A 17,986-nucleotide genomic window follows, 5' to 3' on the forward strand; every position below is an offset into this window, starting at 1 on the left:
GTCCAGCGGCGCTCCAAGGGACGGTTGGCGGGGGAAGAGCAGGAACCATGAACGAACTGAAGCCGGTGCAGAGCGAATTCATCAATGTCGAGGTGGCGAGCCCCGAGGGCGGCAACCCCGATCGGTTCGTCAACCGTGAGTTCTCCTGGCTGCAGTTCAACCGGCGTGTGCTCGAGGAATCCCAGAACCAGCACCATCCGCTGCTCGAACGCGTCCGTTTCCTGTCGATTTCAGCCGCCAATCTCGACGAATTCTTCATGGTCCGCGTCGCCGGCCTTGCCGGCCAGGTGCGCGAAGGCATTGCGCTCAAGAGCCCCGACGGCCGCACGCCGGAGCAGCAGCTGGAACAATTGCTGCGCGAGGTCGAGCGGCTGCAGGAGGACCAGCAGAACAGCCTTTCGGCGCTGATGCTGCTGCTCAACAAGGAAGGCATTGAGAGCATCACCCGCGATGCACTGACCAAGGATGAGAAAGTCTGGCTGGAAGACCATTTCCAGGACCAGGTCTTCCCGGTCCTGACTCCACTGTCGATCGACCCGGCGCATCCGTTTCCGTTCATTCCCAATCTCGGCTTCTCGATGGCGCTGCAATTGCGCCATCGCAAGAATGGCGAGGAGATGAGCGCGCTTCTGCGCCTGCCGGTGGCGCTGAAGCGCTTCATCCGTCTGCCCGACCGCAAGCAGCACGTTCGCTTCATTCCGTTGGAGGAGGCTGTCGGCCTCTATATCGGCAAGCTGTTCCCCGGCTATGAGGTCAAGGGTTCCGGCACCTTCCGCATCATCCGGGACAGCGATATCGAGGTCGAGGAAGAGTCGGAAGATCTCGTGCGCCTGTTCGAGACGGCGCTGAAGCGGCGCCGCCGCGGTTCGGTCATCCGCATCGAATTCGACAAGTCGATGCCCGGCGAATTGCGCGAGTTCGTCGCCGGCGAGCTTGGCGTCTCTTCGAGCCGCATCAGCGTTCTGACCGGCCCGTTGGCGCTCAGCCAGATTTCCGAGATCGTTGCCGTGCCGCGCGACGACCTGAAATTCACCCCTTACAATCCGCGCTTTCCCGAGCGCATCCGCGAGCATGGCGGCGATTGTTTCGCGGCCATCCGCGAGAAGGACATCGTCGTCCACCACCCCTATGAATCCTTCGACGTGGTGGTCCAGTTCCTGCGCCAGGCGATGGCCGACCCGGAGGTGGTGGCGATCAAGCAGACGCTCTACCGCACCTCCAACGACAGCCCGATCGTGCGCGCCTTGGTCGACGCGGCCGAGGCAGGCAAGTCGGTGACCGCCCTGGTCGAGCTCAAGGCGCGCTTCGACGAGGAGGCCAACATCCGCTGGGCGCGCGACCTCGAACGCGCCGGCGTCCAAGTCGTGTTCGGCTTCCTCGAACTGAAGACCCATGCGAAAATGTCGCTTGTGGTGCGGCGCGAGGACGGCAAGCTGCGCAACTATGTCCATCTCGGCACCGGCAACTACCATCCGGTGACCGCGCGCATCTACACCGACCTGTCCTTCTTCACCACCGATCCGACGATCGCGCGCGATGTCGCCCAGCTGTTCAACTTCATCACCGGCTATGCCGAGCCGACCGATGAGATGCGGATCGCCATCTCGCCATTTACGCTGCGCAGCCGCATCCTCAAGCACATTGCCGACGAGGTCGCCCACGCGCTGGCTGGCCGTCCGGCGCGCATATGGATGAAGATGAACGCGCTCGTCGATCCCAACATCATAGACGCGCTCTATGACGCCAGCCGTGCCGGCGTCGAGATCGATCTCGTCGTGCGCGGCATCTGCTGCCTGCGGCCGCAGGTGCCCGGCCTGTCGGAAAACATCAGGGTCAAGTCGATCGTCGGCCGCTTCCTCGAACACAGCCGCATCTACTGCTTCGGCAACGGCCATGGCCTGCCGTCGGACGAGGCGATCGTCTACATCGCCTCGGCCGACTTGATGCCACGCAATCTCGACCGCCGCGTCGAGACCATGGTGCCGATCACCAATCCAACGGTGCATGAACAGATCCTTGGCCAGATCATGCTGGGCAACATCATGGACAACCAGCAAAGTTTCGACGTATTGGCTGACGGAACCTCCCGGCGCGTCGTGCTGGAGGAGGGTGAGGAACCGTTCAACGCGCAGGAATATTTCATGACCAATCCGAGCCTGTCGGGACGGGGTGACGCGCTGAAGTCGCATGCGCCCAAGCGCATCGCGCAGTTCAAGCGTCGCAAGAAGAACACCGGCTGATGATTTCAACGTCCCAAGGCCGGCTGCAGGATCGCCGGCCGCTGTCCATCATCGACATCGGCTCGAACTCGATCCGCCTTGTCGTCTATGAAGGGTTGGCGCGCTCGCCGACCTTGCTGTTCAACGAAAAGATGCTGGCCGGCCTCGGCCGCGGCATCGTTTCGACCGGCAAGCTCGACCCCGAGGCGGTGACGCGCTCGATGGAGGAGTTCCGCCGTTTCCGCGCGCTCTCCGACCAGGCGGGTGCGGAGCACATGTTTGTGCTGGCAACGGCCGCGGCCCGCGAAGCGATCAACGGCCCCGACTTCATCCACCGCGCCCAGGATGTGCTCAAGACCGAGATCCGCGTGCTCACTGGCCGGCAGGAGGCGCATTATTCGGCGCTTGGCGTCATTTCGGGCTTCCACCCCGCCAATGGCATTGCCGGCGATCTTGGCGGCGGCAGCCTGGAGCTTATCGACATCAATGGCGAGGCGATCGGCGACGGCATCACGCTGCCGCTGGGTGGCCTGCGGCTGCAGGACATGGCCAGGAATTCGCTCGCCCAGGCGGCAAAGATCACCCGCGACGAACTGGCGCGCGCCAAATTGTTGAAGGGCGGGCTGGGACGGCCCTTTTACGCCGTTGGCGGCACCTGGCGAAACCTTGCCCGGCTGCACATGGAAATGACCAACTACCCGCTTGGCGTCATGCACCACTATGAGATCGGTGTCGAAAGCGCCGCCAATTTCCTGAAGCAGGTGGCGAAAGGCGAGATCGAGAAGGTCAAGGGCATCGAAGGTGTGTCGAAGAACCGCCGTTCGCTGCTGCCCTATGGCGCGGTCGTGCTGCAGGAGATCATGGCGGCGATGCAGCCGTCGAAGATCATCGTCTCGGCGTTGGGCGTGCGCGAAGGGTTTCTCTATTCGCTGCTCGACCCTGCCGAGCAGAAGGCCGATCCGCTGGTCTCCGCTTCGGAGGAACTGGCGCGGCTGCGGTCGCGCTCGGTCACCCATGCGCATGAGCTTGTCGAATGGACGGACAAGACCTTTGCCGCCTTCGGCATCGACGAGACGGAGGATGAGGCGCGCTATCGCCACGCTGCCTGTCTGCTGGCCGATATAGGCTGGCGCGCACACCCGGAATATCGCGGCAAGCAGTCGCTCAACATCATTGCCCACGCGTCCTTCATTGGCGTCGATCACCCCGGCCGTGCCTTCCTGGCGCTGGTCGGCCTGTTCCGCCACGAAGGCGTGTTCAACGATGCGGCGCCGGAAATCCGCGGCCTGGCGACGCCGCGCTATCTCGAGCGCGCCCGCATCCTGGCGGCGGTGCTGCGCGTCGTCTATCTGCTGACTGCGGCCATGCCCGGCGTCATGCCGCGGCTGAAATGGGAAAACCGCGGCAATGGCACGTTGGCGCTGGTGCTGCCGGCCTCACTTTCCGATCTTTACGGCGAACGCCCGGCCGGACGGCTGGCGCAACTGGCGCGGATCACCAACCGCCGGCTGGTGCTGGCGGTCGAGGGTGGGCAGAGCGTGTCGGTGAAGTAGGCGCGGCCTGACAGCAAAACCATGTCGTCGTCGGCCTCGCGTTCGAGGACCGGCTTCCTCAATCCGTCGCTGCTTCGCACCGCCACCTTCCCCCTCCGGAGGGAAAGGAAGGGAGCCTCGTTGGAAAGCGTTGGCGGCAATAGGCTCGCGCACTTCCTCTACCCCGTCGATCGGGGGAGAGGTGGCTCGACGAAGCCGAGACGGAGTGGGGGTCGACCTGGCACGGATGGTTCAACCGGGACGATATTTGACGATATCAGACCGCGGCGCGGCGCCCCTCGATCGACCAGGCCCCGGCGCCGGCCATGGCTAGCGCCAGGAATCCACCGGCGATGGCAATGTCCTTCATCAGCATCTGCTGGTGCAGGAAGGTGAGCATCGGGTCATCGCCGCCCTGGCCGTAGTGGCCGATGGAGCCTGCAACGATGCAGAAAGCGGCAAGAAGTATCGCAATGACCGGCGTCTGAAAGCCGACCAGTATCAAGAGACCGGCAATCAACTCGAACAGCCCGGTGCCCCAGGCGGCAAGCGTCGGCAATGGCATGCCGAGGCCGGCGAAATAGCCGGTCGTCCCGGCAATGTCGGCGAGCGCGTGGTAGCCGGAGGGAACGAGCAGGGCGGCGAGCAGCAGCCGGGAAATCAGAAGCAATGCATCGCGGGGCATGGTCATCTCCGTTGTCTGTCCGCCGGCTGTTCGAGACCGATCCTAGCAGGGATGGGACGGGTGCGCGCTTGGGCAGACAACGAAAAAGCGGCGTGGAAAATTCCACGCCGCTTTTTCAGGCTTGGGAGGGAAAGCTCAGCCGCGCTTGGCGTCGACCGAGTAGGCGCCAGGGCCTGAGGAAGCCAGCAGCAGGAAACCGCCGGTGATGGCGACGTTCTTCAGGAAATGGATCATCTGGTTCTGGTCGGCCCAGCCGGTATGGGCGACAAAGGCCGAGGCGATGGTGAAGACCGCGAGCACCCAGGCGGCGATGCGGGTCTGAAAGCCAACGAGCACGGCAAGGCCGCCGAGCAATTCGATCAGGCCGACGACAATGGCCGTTGTGGTCGGCACCGGCAGGCCCATGGCGCCGAAATAGCCGGCGGTGCCCGAAATGGCGGTGAGCTTGCCGAAGCCGGAAAGCAGGAAGATGGCGGCGAGCAGGATGCGGCCGAGCAGGATGGTGGTGGAACTGTTGGACGCGATGCCGGCGCCGGCAGCGGAAGTGTTGATGGACATGGTGGCTCTCCGAAAAGGGTTGATGTCCCGTCAGATAGACCAAGCCGACTGTTCACCAAAGCCGCCAGTCCGGCGACACATTGTTCACAGGACGTACATTTCGGGATCGTTCGACCGACGCAAAATTCTTGTCGCGGCCAGCAGCGGCGGGAGCAAATTGTCCCGCCACACAATTCGGATTTCTAGTTGACGCAATTCCCAAGAAGAGGGGCTGCGCGCTTCCCGAGGAAACGCAAGGCACTTTCCCTGGAATCGCTTAACCCGGATGCGTCATGTCCTCCGGCCGCACCAGCCGGTCGTAGTCTGCCTCGCTGACCAGCCCGGTGGCCAGTGCTTCCTCGCGCAAGGTGGTGCCCTTCTTGTGCGCGGTCTTGGCGATCTTGGCGGCATTGTCGTACCCGATCGTCGGCGCCAGCGCTGTCACCAGCATCAGCGAGCGGTCGAGCGCGGCCTTGATGTTGTCTTCGCGCGCCTCGATACCGACGACGCAATTGTCGGTGAAGGAGATCGAAGCGTCGGCCAGCAGCTGCACCGACTGCAGGAAGTTGTAGGCCATCAGCGGGTTATAGACGTTGAGCTCGAAATGGCCCTGGCTGCCGGCGAAGGTCAGCGAGGCGTTGTTGCCGAACACCTGCACGCAGACCTGCGTCAGAGCCTCGCACTGCGTCGGGTTGACCTTGCCAGGCATGATCGAGGAACCCGGCTCGTTTTCCGGCAGCGACAGTTCGCCGAGGCCCGAGCGCGGGCCGGAGCCGAGGAAGCGGATGTCGTTGGCGATCTTGAAGAGGGCGGCGGCCGCCGCGTTGATGGCGCCATGCGAGAACACCATGGAATCGTGCGCGGCGAGCGCCTCGAACTTGTTCGGCGCGGTGACGAAGGCAATGCCGGTAATGTCGGCGATGCGCGCCGCCACCTTTTCCGCAAAGCCGACCGGCGCATTGAGGCCGGTGCCGACTGCGGTGCCGCCCTGCGCCAGTTCCTGCAGGCCGGGCAGCGTCATCTCGATGCGCTTGATCGAAGAGGCCACCTGTGCGGCATAGCCGGAAAATTCCTGGCCCAGCGTGAGAGGGGTGGCATCCTGCGTATGGGTGCGGCCGATCTTGATGATGTGGGCGAAAGCCTTTGTCTTGACCTCGAGCGCGGCGTGCAGATGCCTAAGCGCCGGCAGCAGATCGTGCACGATGCGCTCGGCGCAAGCGATGTGCATGGCTGTCGGGTAGGTGTCGTTCGACGACTGGCTCATATTGACGTGGTCGTTGGGGTGCACCGGCTTCTTCGAGCCCATGACGCCGCCCAGAAGTTCGATCGCCCGGTTAGAGATCACCTCGTTGGCGTTCATGTTGGACTGCGTGCCCGAGCCGGTCTGCCACACGACCAGCGGGAAATGGTCGTTGAGCTTGCCGTCGATCACCTCTTGCGCCGCCTCGATGATCGCCTTGCCGACTTCCGGATCGAGCCGCTTCAGCTCCATATTGGCTTCCGCCGCCGCTCGCTTGACGATGCCGAGCGCACGCACGATCGAGGCCGGCTGCTTTTCCCAGCCTATCCTGAAATTGCCGAGGGAACGCTGCGCCTGCGCGCCCCAGTAACGGTCGGCGGCAACCTCGATGGGGCCGAACGTGTCGGTTTCGGTTCTGGTCCTGGCAGCGGTCACTTGTCTCTCCGACGATCGAATTCGGCAACGGCGTATCGCGTTGCACAATGGCCTTCAAGCAGAGATTGCGGCCGGCAGGCAGTAAATCGGTTGAAGCAGTAGCGCCGCCCTTCGGGATCCTGCACCCTCCACTTTCGTGTGAAGGAAATTGCTCCTCAGTGCGGCTTGATCCCATAAAGTGGACGGAAACTTGCGGATTTAGCTCGATCATGTCGAGCTGGCGGATTGCTCTACGCAAACTTCCCCCAGGATCAGCAATGCGCAATTCACGTCTACCTACGAGCGACGCTGCCACACAAACTACCATCGGTGCCGGCGTCTCACTGGCAACAGCAGCGATGAGGTAGCTTATGCACTTGTCCTTCTGTTCAGTTTCCGTCCAAAATCCGGCATCGCATCCGGATCGAGCTTCGGATCGCGAAGCCGAGAATTTCAAGTCCACCCTGGGAGCGCCTCCACATGGCCTCGGAGTTTTCCAAGATGCATGGCGGCAAGGTCGAAGCCGTCTCGACGTCGCAAGTGACGCTCTTTGTCCTCCGTATTTTGCTGAAAGCGCGCCTGATCGCGGACCGTCAGCTCGGAACCTTTTTCCTCCAACGGCGCAGCTTTGTCCTGAGATAGGATCTGTAGCCGAACGGAAGTGTTCGCCGTCCGGAAGGCGTGCTTGTCCGCGCCTCCAGACGCTGGCGCACGACGCTCATCAGTCTGCAGAACGCGGGTGTTTCCAATGATTGCACCCGTTTGACGAGATTGTCGGGCAATGGCTTTGAGCGCCAGTCGAAATAAGCCTCGTAGTCTTGCGGCGTTGCGATCAGGTGCTGGAGATAGGCTGCAAGATCGCTGGCGCTGGCGAAGGCACTGGCGTCAATAAAGGAGTGCTCCGGAACGAACTCGTCCACATTGGGAGCGCCAAGGTAGATCGGCACCGTGCCCGCCATGAACGCGTCATAGATTTTCTCGGTGACATAGTCGGCCTCGATCGAGTTCTCCATGGCCAGGCAGAATTTGTGCCGCGCAATGGTTTCGATCTTGGTCTTCGAGCCCAGATCGGGGCCAGAGACCGATCGGTTGTGGCGATATCGGCCATAAGAATCGATCTTGATGTGGCGCGCCAGTTCGTTCGCCAAATCGACACGGCCGCTATAATTCAGGCCGGCCGACTGGAAGAGTGCGACCGGCGCTTCTTCCGTTTTCGGCACGATTGGTCTGGCCAGCGCATCTTTCCACCACACCGCACGCGGAAGGTAGGGTACCCAGACATCGGACCGGGATTCATGCGTCATGATGATATCGAAGTGCCGCATGATTTTGGGGTCGGCAAGTCGCTTGTAGTTTTGGCCGCATTCCATCGACCAGGCGACCCAATATTGACCAGGGTATTTGTAGGCATCGCCAACTTCGCGAAAGTTCGGAATATGGAAGACGACTGCCGCGGCCTCGGAAATCCGTCGTTTGTCCAGTGTCCACCGCCCGGGCATTTCGCACTGTATCGACGCGATATCGACGGGTTTGCTGAAGAACGTTGTGTAGAAGAGGATCAGTGGATCGATAGACGGCATGGCACCACGAATGTCTGAAGCATTGCTCAATCTGCAGACAGACGCGGTATCGGAAGTTTGGTCAAGTGCTCCGCTTGTTCGAGGCAGAGGGCCATCCAAACGGTCACCCCGCCGTATACCCGCCATCGATCGCGAAAATGCCGCCGCTGGTCCACGCCGCCTCGTCGCTGGCGAGATAGACGGCGATGCCGGCAAGATCGCTGGTCTGGCCGATGCGGCCGAGCGGGTAGCTGCGCTCGACATAGGTTTTCAGCTCGGCCTGCGCTGCCGCCGGCAGGTTGTCGATCGACTTGCGCCGCATGGCGGTGTCGACCGTGCCGGGCGCAATTGCATTGACCCTGATGCCGCCCGGACCAAGCTCGAAGGCCAGCGACTTGGTCAGCGAATTCAGCGCGCCCTTGGACAAGGAATACAGGCTCGACGGCCGCTTCGGGATCATTTTGTCGGCGAAGTAGGACGAGATGTTGATGACGGAGGCGTTGGCGCCGAGATGCGGCAGCAGCCGCTGGGTAAGGAAGAACGCCGCCGTCACATTGAGCGCGAAGGATTGCTGGAATTGGTGCTCGGTGACGGTCTCGAAAGGCACCAGATAAGCGACGCCGGCATTGTTGACGAGGATGTCGAGTGGGCCGGTTGCTTTCGCGCGATCGACCACGGCATCGATGCCGGAAGAGGTCGAGAGATCGGCCGACTGGGTGCCGACGTTGCCCGCCGCCGCAAGTGTCTCGCGGGCGGTCTTGAGCTTGCTGGTGTCGCGACCGACGATCAGCACGTCGGCGCCCTCGCGCAAGAAAGCTTCCGATATCGCCAGGCCGATGCCGTCCGAGCCGCCGGTCACCAGTGCTCGCTTGCCAGAAAGTCTCATTGAAGGCCAAGTCGCATCGAATGCTCTCGCTGTTGCCCGCGTCACGAAGGCAATGCCGATCGGCGAGGGCGGTCAAGCCGCCGGCCTATCGCTCAGTATGAACTTCGGTTGGCCGCGTGCCGATCCGGTTACCGCAGCAGCGACTGCGACGTCGGCGTCAGGCGCAAGGTTTCGGTCCGCCAGGTCACATCGGCCGCTTGCCATTGGAGCGAAGCGGCAACTGCGGCTTCGTAATTGGCATGCGCCTCGGGACTGTTGAAACCCGTCACCGCGATAAAGACGTTTTCGCTCAAGCGCACCGGCAGGCGGGGAAAGCTGTTTTCGGCGTGCTCGGTGATGAAGGCGCCAAGCAACCGTCCGCCGGCGCCGATAAGGACCGGAAGGGCATATGTGTCGAAATTGCCGGCGAAATCGGCTTCGGCGCCAGACCGCAGATGATGAATCTGGATGACAACAACACCGGTCAAGCGATTGTCTGCTCTCAGCTTTCCATCCGGCGGCATGGCGCCTCGCTGCGCGCCTGACAGATCGAAGCCGGCGCCTGGCCATGCCGGCTTCAAGAGCAGTACATCGTCGGAATCGATCATCGTCGCATTGGCGGCGTCGCGGTGCGCCGTCCACACCGGCCCGTCATAGAAGGCGGTGAGCGCCTGCTTCCGCGCTTCCATGCCACCGAAGCCGCGCAGCCAGACGAACATGTCGGGGCGGTCGAGGTCGCGGAACTGTCCGATGATGGTCATGCCGGCGTGTTCCTGGCCTTCGATGAACCGACTGTCGAAGATGTCGATCAGCGTCTCGCGCCGGCCCGGCTTCAGCGTGTACTGCCGCAACTCGACGACAGGCGAAGCGAGCAGTTTTGCCGCCGCAGGCGCATTCAGGGGTACGGTCATTGTGTCGTCTCCAAAAAACAGGATGATCATCCGGTTTATAAAACAGACCGGTTGTCCTGTTTTGTCAATCTGCTATCGTTGGCAAATGTCAGCAGAGATTGCTCGGGCTCCGAAAGGGCCGCCGCGAAAACGCACCAACGATCCCGAAGGGCTGCGCAACAAGGTGCTCGATATCGCCGAAGCGTCGTTCCAGGCGCGTGGCTATCATGCATCCGCTCTTGGCGAGTTGATGACGACCGCAGGCGTCAGCGGCGGCGCGCTGCATCATCATTTCCCGACGAAGAAGGCGCTCGCTCTGGCGGTGATCGAGGAGCGCGTGGCAGCGGCCCTCGATGAAACCTGGATCAACCCTGTACGGGCGGCAGGCTCGGCGCGCGAAGGCGTGCGCGCGGTGTTCGAGGCGGTGGCGACCGACCTTGAGCAGCAAGGCTTCGTGCGCGGCTGTCCGCTCAACAATCTGGCGCATGAACTGTCGCTCGCTGACCCGGATTTCCGCGCCGCTCTGGACGATATCTTTGCCGGATGGCGTCAGGCGGTTGCCGACAAGGTGCGAGCCGACCAGCAGTCGGGGAGGGAGCAGGGCACCGACCCCGAGCGCTTTGCGGCACTCGCCATCGCCGCCTATTCCGGCGCCATGTCGATGGCCAAGGCGGCACAGGATGCCAGCGTGCTGCGCGATTGCCTGGCCGAACTTCAGGGCAGCTCAACGCCGCCATTCCCGAGCAGAGCGAAGCGGCGTCGCAGGATCCTGCTGCGGCCGGGAAAACCTTGAGGCCGGAACTGCGCTGTTCTAGTTGGAAAGCGGCTTGATCGTCTCGTAACCGTTCACCGATTCCGTGCTGGTCCCTTCGTCGTAACGCCGGGCGAGAGACGCTTGCAGATCGGGAGCATAAAGCGCGGTGAATGTGTCCAGCGTTTCGCCGGCGCCGTTCTTGAAGATCTCCGTGACCGCCAGCACGTTGTATTTGCAGCCGCCGACGCTGAACGTCTCCTTGCCCTTGACGACCAGGCTCAGTGTCTTGGTGCTCTTCGGCTGCTTGTTCGGCGACAACTCGACGAATTCGATCGTGCTCTTGGCTCCCGTCTTCAGCGGAAACAGTTTTCGCAGATCGGAAAACGGGATCGTCGCCACCCGTCCGGTATCGCTGTCGCGAAACACTTCGACCAGGCCTGCAAACAGGAACTGTGTCTGCGGTGATTGCGATTCGTAGTTGTTGGCGACGGACACCATGCCGCCGGCCACCGGCCGAAACTCGCTGCGGACGCCAGGCATTTCCAGAACGAAGCCGGCCTTGGCCGATTTTGCGTCGACACAATCGGCGGCATGCACCGCAGCCCCCGGCAGCAACCCAGCCAGCACCACGCCTATCGAAACGGCTCTCATGAAATCCTCCCCTCTGCTTGTATTTGCTGCGCGCCAGCATGACCCAAGAAATGCCAGAGCCTCAGTGCCGTGTCGACCTGCCATTCCTGGCAACTGGACGGTGGGGCGCCGGCTGTGCTGAATTTCAGGTCATGAATCGCAAGCTCGTCCTCTCCCGTCGCAATTTCCTCGCACAGGCAGCCGGCCTTGCCATGGCTGGCATGCTGCCGCGCGCCGCGCTTGGCCAGACCGGCAAGCGCATCCAGCCCATCGACGCCACCTTTCTGTTCATCGCCGATGTCCATGCCTGCCGCATGTCGAGCGGCCTCAGCCCCAACTGCCTGGAGGAAGGCAAGACCGATGCCGCGCTGTTGCGCAATGTCGCTGTCCTCAATGGCTTGGCCGGCCGGCAATGGCCAGTCGAGATCGATGGCGTTGCAACCCGCCTGCGTTCGGCCGGCAGCCGCATCGATGCGCCGCTCGGCCTCGTTGTCGGCGGCGACATCACCGACGATGGCGGCGGCCAGATCACCGAGCCCAGCGAAGGCACGCAACTGTTGCAGTTCAGCCAGCGCTATCAACAAGGCGTCGGCCCGGACCGCGTGCACATGCCGGTCTATGTCGGCCTCGGCAACCACGATCTCGACCAGAACGGCTCGCCGCCCCATGTCGACTGGTATCGGCGTGAACTGCGCGACTATGTCGAGGTCAACCACCGCCCCGGCGTGTTCTTCAAGCCGCCGGTGCCGGCCACCGAATACGATGTCGACACCGACTGCTATTCCTGGGACTGGGGCGGCCTGCATCTCGTCCAGACCCACCGCTTTGCCGGCGACACCGGCCATGGCGCGGTGAGCAGCCTGCCGTGGCTGAAGCAGGATCTGGCGACCTACGCGGCGGATGGCCGTCCCGTCATCCTGTTCCAGCACTATGGCTGGGACACTTTCTCGGTCGAGCGCTGGGACCCGGCCAAGCGCACCTATGACGATGACGGCGCAGGCGCGCCGCACTGGTGGAGCGAGGCCGACCGCCAGGCGCTGCTGGCGGCGCTGAAGGGCTACAATGTCATCGCCATCTTCCATGGCCATCAGCACGAAGTGCCTATGAGCTACAAAAGCGATGGCCTCGACCTGTTCAAGCCGAAGGCTGCCTATATGGGTGGCTTCGCGCTGGTGAGGGTAACCGGGGACAGCATGGACGTGGTGCTGGGCGAGGCGGCCGGCGACCACGGCGAGGTCAAGTTCACCAGCGCCTTCAGCAAAAGCCTCAGCCTCTGACAAGAAAAAGGCGGTCTTGAGCCGCCTTCCTCATTGCCTGCAAGATCGAATCAGAGCGCCTTTTTGATCTTGTCCTTCACGTCGCCATAGACCTTCTGCACCTTGCCGGCGGTCTTGTCGGCCGTGCCTTCGGCCTGGGTCTGCCTGTTGCCGGTCGCCTTGCCGCCGGCCTCCTTGACCGAGCCCTTGACCTGCTTGGCCACGCCGGCAACCTGATCCTTGTTCACCATCTTTGCATCTCCTGGGATTCCGGGGATTCATTCGCAGGAGGCAAACGGGCCGGCTTGGCTTAGGTTCCCTGGGCGGCGATCATCGTCGCATCTGGTCGCTTATATGGTCGCCGAAACGCTTTGCCGCGTCGTATCGTGTGACTAGTGTGACGAAATTTTGGGGAGACCGCCTTGGCTGAATTTACGCTCATCATCGCCAACAAGTGCTTTTCGTCCTGGTCGCTGAGGCCATGGGTGGCGATGAAGCATCTGGAGATCCCGTTCGAGGAAGGTTTCGTGCGCCTGCGCACGCCCGAAACCTTTGCCGCTCTGGCGAAAGTCTCGCCCACCGGCCTTGTGCCAGTGTTGAATCACAATGGCAGGATTGTCTGGGAAACCCTTGCCATCCTTGAATATCTCGCCGACCTGTTTCCGGAGAAAAAGCTTTGGCCTCAGGATATCGGCGCCCGAGCGCTGTCCCGCTCGGTAGCTACCGAGATGCATTCCGGCTTTCGCGAGGTGCGCTATGGCTGGCCGATGAATTTGCGCCGGCCGAAGGGCCACAAGCCGCTCGACGCCGAAGGCGAAATGCAGCGCGCGCGCATCGAAACGATCTGGCGCCAGTGCCGGGAACAATACGGCAAAGGCGGCCCCTTCCTGTTCGGTCATTTCACCGCGGCCGATGCCATGTATGCACCTGTCGTCACCCGCTTCGACACCTATGGCGGCAAGCTCGCGCCCGACACGCGCGCCTACGTCGACGCCGTGTTGGCAACGCCGGCGATGCGGCACTGGTATGCGGAAGCAGCGAAGGAGACTTGGCCGGAACCCGGCCCGGACGAATAGGACCACTAATGACATCACGGTGAGTGACCGATGGCCAGCAATGATGGACCGCGTGAGACTACCGCGCCAACAATCTTCCACTGCCGGCTGATCCCGCCTCGGCCGGACTTCGCCTTCACCCTGACGGAGGAGGAGAGGGAGTTGATGGGCCGGCATGCCGACTATCTGCGCGGCAAGCTTGCCGAGGGCACCATGATCCTCGCCGGGCCGGTCGCCGACCCGGCCGGCCCTTGGGGTCTGCTGATCCTGCGTGTCGGCAGCGAAGCCGAGGCAAGAGCGGTCACCGACGGCGATCCGGTGTCGAGCTCCGGCCGCGGTTTCCGCTACGAGATCCTGCCGCTGATCAGCGCGATCCTGTAGGCGAGCGTAAGTTTAAGGAAAAGTGTGAAACGGTTTTCCCTTGGGAATTGTGTCAGAAAACGGCACATACAAGAACGCCTCTCGCACCGTTTAATGTGCGGGAGGCGTCCTTTTGCCAGCATTACTGAGATTGCTCTCTGAATTGCTGACACCACGGAAATGCGCCGGCTTGCGATTGGTTCCGGGGCGTGGAATATTTTTTGGGAACGCCTTGCGCTCCGCCACCTCGTCAGTTGAGGCTTATGCCTCAGGCATCCTCAGGTTGAATTTGGGCTGTGGCCAAACCAGAAATTGACTCGGCGCTAAGAGAAGTCTATAAGAAATATGTCGATATTTGTTTGACCGACTTTTGTTATCCGCGCATGATGCGCGCCTTTGACGAACTTCCCCATCAAAAATCGAGACAAAACGCTGTTGTGCAGTCGCACGATGGTGAACGAATATTTGCCAGGGAAAGGGTTCTTCATGGCCACCGGCACAGTGAAATGGTTCAACGCCACCAAAGGTTTTGGTTTTATTCAGCCTGACGACGGCTCCGCCGACGTTTTCGTCCACATCTCGGCCGTAGAGCGCGCCGGCATGCGTGACATCGTCGAGGGTCAGAAGCTCGGCTACGAGATGACCCGCGACAACAAGTCGGGCAAGATGTCCGCCGACCAGTTGAAGGCGGCCTGATAAGGAATTCGGCCTTCCGGTGACCACGGATGTACTGGCACCGATGAAAGGCTGAAAGGAGCGCCTTGCGCATCCAACTGGATGCGCGGCGCTTTCATGGAAGGTCAGGCGGTGCCTGGCCTTTTTCATTTTGTGCGTCATGCCGCTAAAAGTGCGCCGCACGCCGGCCGGAACGTGCTAAGGGACGATCCACCAATCTGAACCGCCCATACTGCCCCGCTGCCGTATTGCTTTGGTCGTAATCGAAGACCGCTCTCGCTCTATCGGCACCAGGCTCCCGACAGGAGAAAGTTTTGACCACTCAATCCAAGACCGCCGAACAGGCCGGCTCGCTGTTCAGCAAGACGCAAACCCAGTCGATGTCACTCAACCGCATCCTGTCCGAGCGTGATGCCGTCAGCGAGGCGCGCGAAGCCAAGACCGCGCGCTTGCGCGAACTGCGCAAGGAAAAGGAAGCCGACGACATGGCAGCGGCCGCAGCCCTTGCGGCGCTGCCGAAGCGAGCAGGCAAACGCTGATGGCCACCAAGCGCGTACCGCCGACGCCGATCGATGCCGATGCGACCATAGCGTCCATGGTCCCGGGCCTGGACAAGCCGGTCGAATATGTCCGCCGTGTGCTGGAAAAGCTCGAGCGCTGCAAGCGCGCGCATGGCGATGCCCAGGTGCGCGTCGGCGTGCGCGGCCGTGCCGAAGCCCCGAACTATCTGGTCGAATATGTCCGCGAGGACAAAAAGACCCAGGAGCGCGTGACCTACCAGGATGCCGCCTATAGCGGCAGCACGCATCGCGAACTGGCGGCGCACCACATTGCCGAGGCGAGGAACTGGTCGCCCGAGGAAATGAACATCACAGCGGTCTCGGCGCTGATCGGCCGCTTGCGCAATCCGCGCGCACCATCATCCCGCTTTTCCGACGAGGACTGACATGGCCATAAAGTTTTCCACCAAGGATCAGCCGGCAGCGCCGGCTGCTGCCACTGCAAAGCAGGCCAAGCCCGCTGCCGCGCCAAAGGCCGCCGAGGCCACAGAGGCTGCGACCGACCTGTTCAAGTCGCCGGCGGACGCGCCGAAGGGCAAGAAGAAGAAATAGCGCCTTGCCGCAAGATGCCGGTCGTCGGTCCATAGCGCCTGCCGGCCTGGCTGGCGCCACCGACTTTTTGTCTGGCGACGAGGACGCCGGCGCGGCCGCAATCTTCGATTGCCAGAGCTGCGGCGCCTGCTGCTCCTACTCGGCCGAATGGCCGCGCTTCTCGACCGAGGACGATGCGCAACTTGACCGGATTCCGGAAAAGTTCGTGTCCGCCGACCTGTCCGGCATGCGCTGCGAGGGCGTGCGCTGTTCGGCGCTTACGGGCGAGATCGGCAAGCACACGGCCTGCGGCATCTACGAGATCCGCCCGGACGTCTGCCACGCCTGCATGCCTGGCGGCGACGATTGCCTGATGGCGCGCAAGGCGCACGGGATGCCAACGATCTAGCCGACGCCCACCTTGCCTCATCCCACATCCCCCGATAGCTTCGACCACGGGCAGGGCGTCGGAGGAACCATGAGCATCGAATTTCTGTTGACGTCGCTGATCGTTGTGGCTTCGCCCGGCACCGGCGTTCTCTACACGCTGAGCGCCGGGCTTTCGCGAGGCGCGCGCGCCTCGATCACTGCTGCATTCGGCTGCACGCTTGGCATCATCCCGCATATGGCCGCCGCCATCACCGGCCTGGCGGCGCTGCTGCACACAAGTGCTGTCGCCTTCGAGACGCTGAAATATCTCGGCGTCGCCTATCTCCTCTACATGGCCTGGAACACGCTGAACGAGAAGGGCGGCCTGAGCGTCGATGAAAACGCGGCACCCCGCTCGGCAGCCAAGGTCATCACCTCCGGTATCCTGATCAACATCCTGAACCCGAAGCTGTCGATCTTCTTCTTTGCCTTCCTGCCGCAATTCGTCAGCACGACCGAACCGAACGCATTTGCCAAGATGCTCGAACTCTCGAGCGTCTTCATGCTACTGACCTTCGTCGTCTTCGTCGCTTACGGCATCTTTGCGGCCTCGATCCGCAGCCATGTCGTGTCGCGGCCGATGGTGCTGACCTGGATGCGCCGCACCTTCGCCGGCGCCTTTGTCATGCTTGGCGCCAAGCTGGCGCTGGCTGATCGATAGAACAGGAGCTGCCAGGCCTCGGCCTACTCTTCGTCGGTTCCGGATCCGGTCCGGATGCCTAGACGCCAGGCCGAGGGCGGAAGGCCGATCATCTTCTTGAAGGCGCGGCTGAACGCTGCCTCGGATTCGTAGCCGATTTCAGCGGCAATGCTGGCCATGTTACTGGTGCCGGCGCTGAGCAGCTCCGAGGCGATCTGCATGCGCCATTTGGCGAGATAATGCATTGGCGGCATGCCGACCAGCCTGGTGAAGCGTTCGGCGAGCACGCTGCGCGACAGCGCGGAGTCCTTCGCCAGCGCCTCCACCGTCCAGTTATGCGCCGGCCGGTCGTGGATCAGCGCCAGTGCCCTCGCCAGGTTTGGATCGCGCAGGCCAGCCAGCCATCCCGTGGTTTGTGGCGGCAGCGATTCCAAGTAACGGCGCAACACGTCGACAAACATCAGTTCGCTCAGTTTGGTGAGCACCGTTTCACTGCCTGCGCGCTTTTGCGCCACCTCCGTGACAGCCAGGTTGATGAACTGGCTGAGCCAGCCGCCATCGCCTTTGGCATCTCCGGCCTTGATCACCGGCGGCAAAGCCTCGAGCAGGGGATTGAATGGCTGTGCATCACAGGCGAGATAGCCGCAAACCAGCCTGGCCGAGGTCGCGCCGTCGCCGGCGCAGTTGATGTAAAACGGCATCCGGCCGGCTGTTGCGATGTCGAGAACGTCGGCTGTCGGCGGATCGGCGCGCAGCGCCGGATTGCTGGACATAATATGCGGGTCGCTCCTGGTGAAGACGACGACTTCGCCTGCCTCCAGCGCGATCGCTTCCTGGCCGACGATGCGCGCGAAGCAGCGACCGGCCGTTACCACATGGTAGGAGATCAGATGGTCCGCACCGGGCAGGATCTTCGGCAGGATGGACGATGGCGCCGGCGAGCAGACGGCCCACGGCTCGTGGCCCTCAATGTCAAAAAACGTCGCGCCGGTAAGGCGTACCGTCCTCAACAGGTCAGACAGAGCATCCCCGGCCATTCCGTTTCGTCCCGCACCCGGCTAGCCGGCCAGCCATCCCTTTCGAGTTCCGGACGCGCTGTCAAGCGAGGCGGACGCCGTATCATTCCGTTCGCGGCCAGAACTCCTAAACCTGCAC

Annotated in this window: 21 protein-coding genes; 12 read left to right on the plus strand and 9 right to left on the minus strand. The window is 62.5% G+C overall.

Annotated elements, in window-relative coordinates; all coding sequences use genetic code 11:
• The first annotated feature begins 47 nt into the window (after nt 1–47).
• Both X751_RS159250 and ppx read left to right on the plus strand, forming a co-directional pair.
• Nucleotides 48–2,240 carry an RNA degradosome polyphosphate kinase gene (locus X751_RS159250; protein WP_023689905.1) on the plus strand — a complete coding sequence of 731 codons (2,193 nt, stop codon included), beginning with the start codon at nt 48–50 and terminating at the stop codon, nt 2,238–2,240.
• A complete protein-coding gene (gene ppx / locus X751_RS159245) occupies nt 2,240–3,772 on the plus strand; it encodes an exopolyphosphatase (protein WP_023697723.1) in 1,533 nt (510 codons plus the stop codon). The genes X751_RS159250 and ppx overlap by 1 nt, the downstream gene beginning before the upstream one ends.
• 256 nt (nt 3,773–4,028) lie before the next feature.
• Here ppx and X751_RS159240 read toward each other — a convergent pair whose 3' ends face one another.
• The 6 genes from X751_RS159240 to X751_RS159215 all read right to left on the minus strand — a co-directional run bounded on the left by X751_RS159240 (nt 4,029) and on the right by X751_RS159215 (nt 9,962).
• Nucleotides 4,029–4,436, minus strand: a complete 408-nt coding sequence (locus X751_RS159240) for a DoxX family protein (RefSeq protein WP_023743969.1) — start codon at nt 4,434–4,436, stop codon at nt 4,029–4,031.
• 135 nt (nt 4,437–4,571) lie between these two features.
• Nucleotides 4,572–4,994 (minus strand): DoxX family protein, encoded by a 423-nt coding sequence (locus X751_RS159235; RefSeq protein ID WP_023743970.1) that lies wholly within the window; start codon nt 4,992–4,994, stop codon nt 4,572–4,574.
• Nucleotides 4,995–5,250: 256 nt separating this feature from the next.
• Nucleotides 5,251–6,648 (minus strand): class II fumarate hydratase, encoded by a 1,398-nt coding sequence (fumC, locus tag X751_RS159230; protein ID WP_023671491.1) that lies wholly within the window; start codon nt 6,646–6,648, stop codon nt 5,251–5,253.
• Nucleotides 6,649–7,220: 572 nt separating this feature from the next.
• A complete protein-coding gene (locus tag X751_RS159225) occupies nt 7,221–8,237 on the minus strand; it encodes a glycosyltransferase family 10 (protein WP_245265732.1) in 1,017 nt (338 codons plus the stop codon).
• A 73-nt stretch (nt 8,238–8,310) separates the two neighbouring features.
• A complete protein-coding gene (locus X751_RS159220; RefSeq protein WP_023712735.1) occupies nt 8,311–9,072 on the minus strand; it encodes an SDR family oxidoreductase in 762 nt (253 codons plus the stop codon).
• 128 nt (nt 9,073–9,200) lie between these two features.
• Nucleotides 9,201–9,962, minus strand: coding sequence for an NIPSNAP family protein (locus X751_RS159215; protein ID WP_023743972.1), 762 nt, complete (start codon nt 9,960–9,962; stop codon nt 9,201–9,203).
• A gap of 85 nt (nt 9,963–10,047) precedes the next feature.
• Between X751_RS159215 and X751_RS159210 the strand changes: the two genes are divergently transcribed.
• On the plus strand, nt 10,048–10,734 hold the full coding sequence (locus X751_RS159210; protein ID WP_023712737.1) for a TetR/AcrR family transcriptional regulator: 687 nt from the start codon (nt 10,048–10,050) through the stop codon (nt 10,732–10,734).
• An 18-nt stretch (nt 10,735–10,752) separates the two neighbouring features.
• Here X751_RS159210 and X751_RS159205 read toward each other — a convergent pair whose 3' ends face one another.
• A complete protein-coding gene (locus X751_RS159205; RefSeq protein WP_023743973.1) occupies nt 10,753–11,346 on the minus strand; it encodes a hypothetical protein in 594 nt (197 codons plus the stop codon).
• Nucleotides 11,347–11,477: 131 nt separating this feature from the next.
• Between X751_RS159205 and X751_RS159200 the strand changes: the two genes are divergently transcribed.
• Nucleotides 11,478–12,602 (plus strand): metallophosphoesterase, encoded by a 1,125-nt coding sequence (locus tag X751_RS159200; protein WP_023743974.1) that lies wholly within the window; start codon nt 11,478–11,480, stop codon nt 12,600–12,602.
• A 50-nt stretch (nt 12,603–12,652) separates the two neighbouring features.
• Here X751_RS159200 and X751_RS159195 read toward each other — a convergent pair whose 3' ends face one another.
• Nucleotides 12,653–12,832: a CsbD family protein gene (locus X751_RS159195; RefSeq protein WP_023671498.1), complete on the minus strand. Its 180-nt coding sequence runs from the start codon at nt 12,830–12,832 to the stop codon at nt 12,653–12,655.
• A gap of 171 nt (nt 12,833–13,003) precedes the next feature.
• On the opposite strand from X751_RS159195, the gene X751_RS159190 reads away from it, so the two are divergent.
• The 8 genes from X751_RS159190 (at nt 13,004) to X751_RS159165 (ending at nt 16,852) form a co-directional block, all read left to right on the plus strand.
• Nucleotides 13,004–13,657, plus strand: a complete 654-nt coding sequence (locus X751_RS159190) for a glutathione S-transferase family protein (protein WP_023743975.1) — start codon at nt 13,004–13,006, stop codon at nt 13,655–13,657.
• A gap of 30 nt (nt 13,658–13,687) precedes the next feature.
• On the plus strand, nt 13,688–14,017 hold the full coding sequence (locus X751_RS159185) for a YciI family protein (protein ID WP_023723612.1): 330 nt from the start codon (nt 13,688–13,690) through the stop codon (nt 14,015–14,017).
• Nucleotides 14,018–14,482: 465 nt separating this feature from the next.
• The gene (locus X751_RS159180; RefSeq protein ID WP_023671502.1) at nt 14,483–14,692 is read left to right on the plus strand and encodes a cold-shock protein; all 210 of its coding nucleotides are present in this window, start codon (nt 14,483–14,485) and stop codon (nt 14,690–14,692) included.
• Nucleotides 14,693–14,985: 293 nt separating this feature from the next.
• Nucleotides 14,986–15,210: a hypothetical protein gene (locus tag X751_RS159175; RefSeq protein WP_023712741.1), complete on the plus strand. Its 225-nt coding sequence runs from the start codon at nt 14,986–14,988 to the stop codon at nt 15,208–15,210.
• Nucleotides 15,210–15,617 (plus strand): hypothetical protein, encoded by a 408-nt coding sequence (locus X751_RS159170; RefSeq protein ID WP_023671504.1) that lies wholly within the window; start codon nt 15,210–15,212, stop codon nt 15,615–15,617. The genes X751_RS159175 and X751_RS159170 overlap by 1 nt, the downstream gene beginning before the upstream one ends.
• A 1-nt stretch (nt 15,618) precedes the next feature.
• Nucleotides 15,619–15,783 carry a hypothetical protein gene (locus tag X751_RS1000000165300; protein ID WP_023705711.1) on the plus strand — a complete coding sequence of 55 codons (165 nt, stop codon included), beginning with the start codon at nt 15,619–15,621 and terminating at the stop codon, nt 15,781–15,783.
• A gap of 67 nt (nt 15,784–15,850) precedes the next feature.
• Nucleotides 15,851–16,171, plus strand: coding sequence for a YkgJ family cysteine cluster protein (locus tag X751_RS0132690; RefSeq protein WP_023708531.1), 321 nt, complete (start codon nt 15,851–15,853; stop codon nt 16,169–16,171).
• Nucleotides 16,172–16,240: 69 nt separating this feature from the next.
• On the plus strand, nt 16,241–16,852 hold the full coding sequence (locus tag X751_RS159165; protein ID WP_023671507.1) for a LysE family translocator: 612 nt from the start codon (nt 16,241–16,243) through the stop codon (nt 16,850–16,852).
• Nucleotides 16,853–16,875: 23 nt separating this feature from the next.
• Here the strand turns inward: X751_RS159165 and X751_RS159160 are convergent, their stop codons facing one another.
• The gene (locus X751_RS159160; protein ID WP_023743976.1) at nt 16,876–17,868 is read right to left on the minus strand and encodes an AraC family transcriptional regulator; all 993 of its coding nucleotides are present in this window, start codon (nt 17,866–17,868) and stop codon (nt 16,876–16,878) included.
• Between the last annotated feature and the right edge of the window lie 118 nt (nt 17,869–17,986).

The sequence above is a fragment of the Mesorhizobium sp. LNJC394B00 genome (assembly GCF_000502555.1).
Classification (GTDB): domain Bacteria; phylum Pseudomonadota; class Alphaproteobacteria; order Rhizobiales; family Rhizobiaceae; genus Mesorhizobium.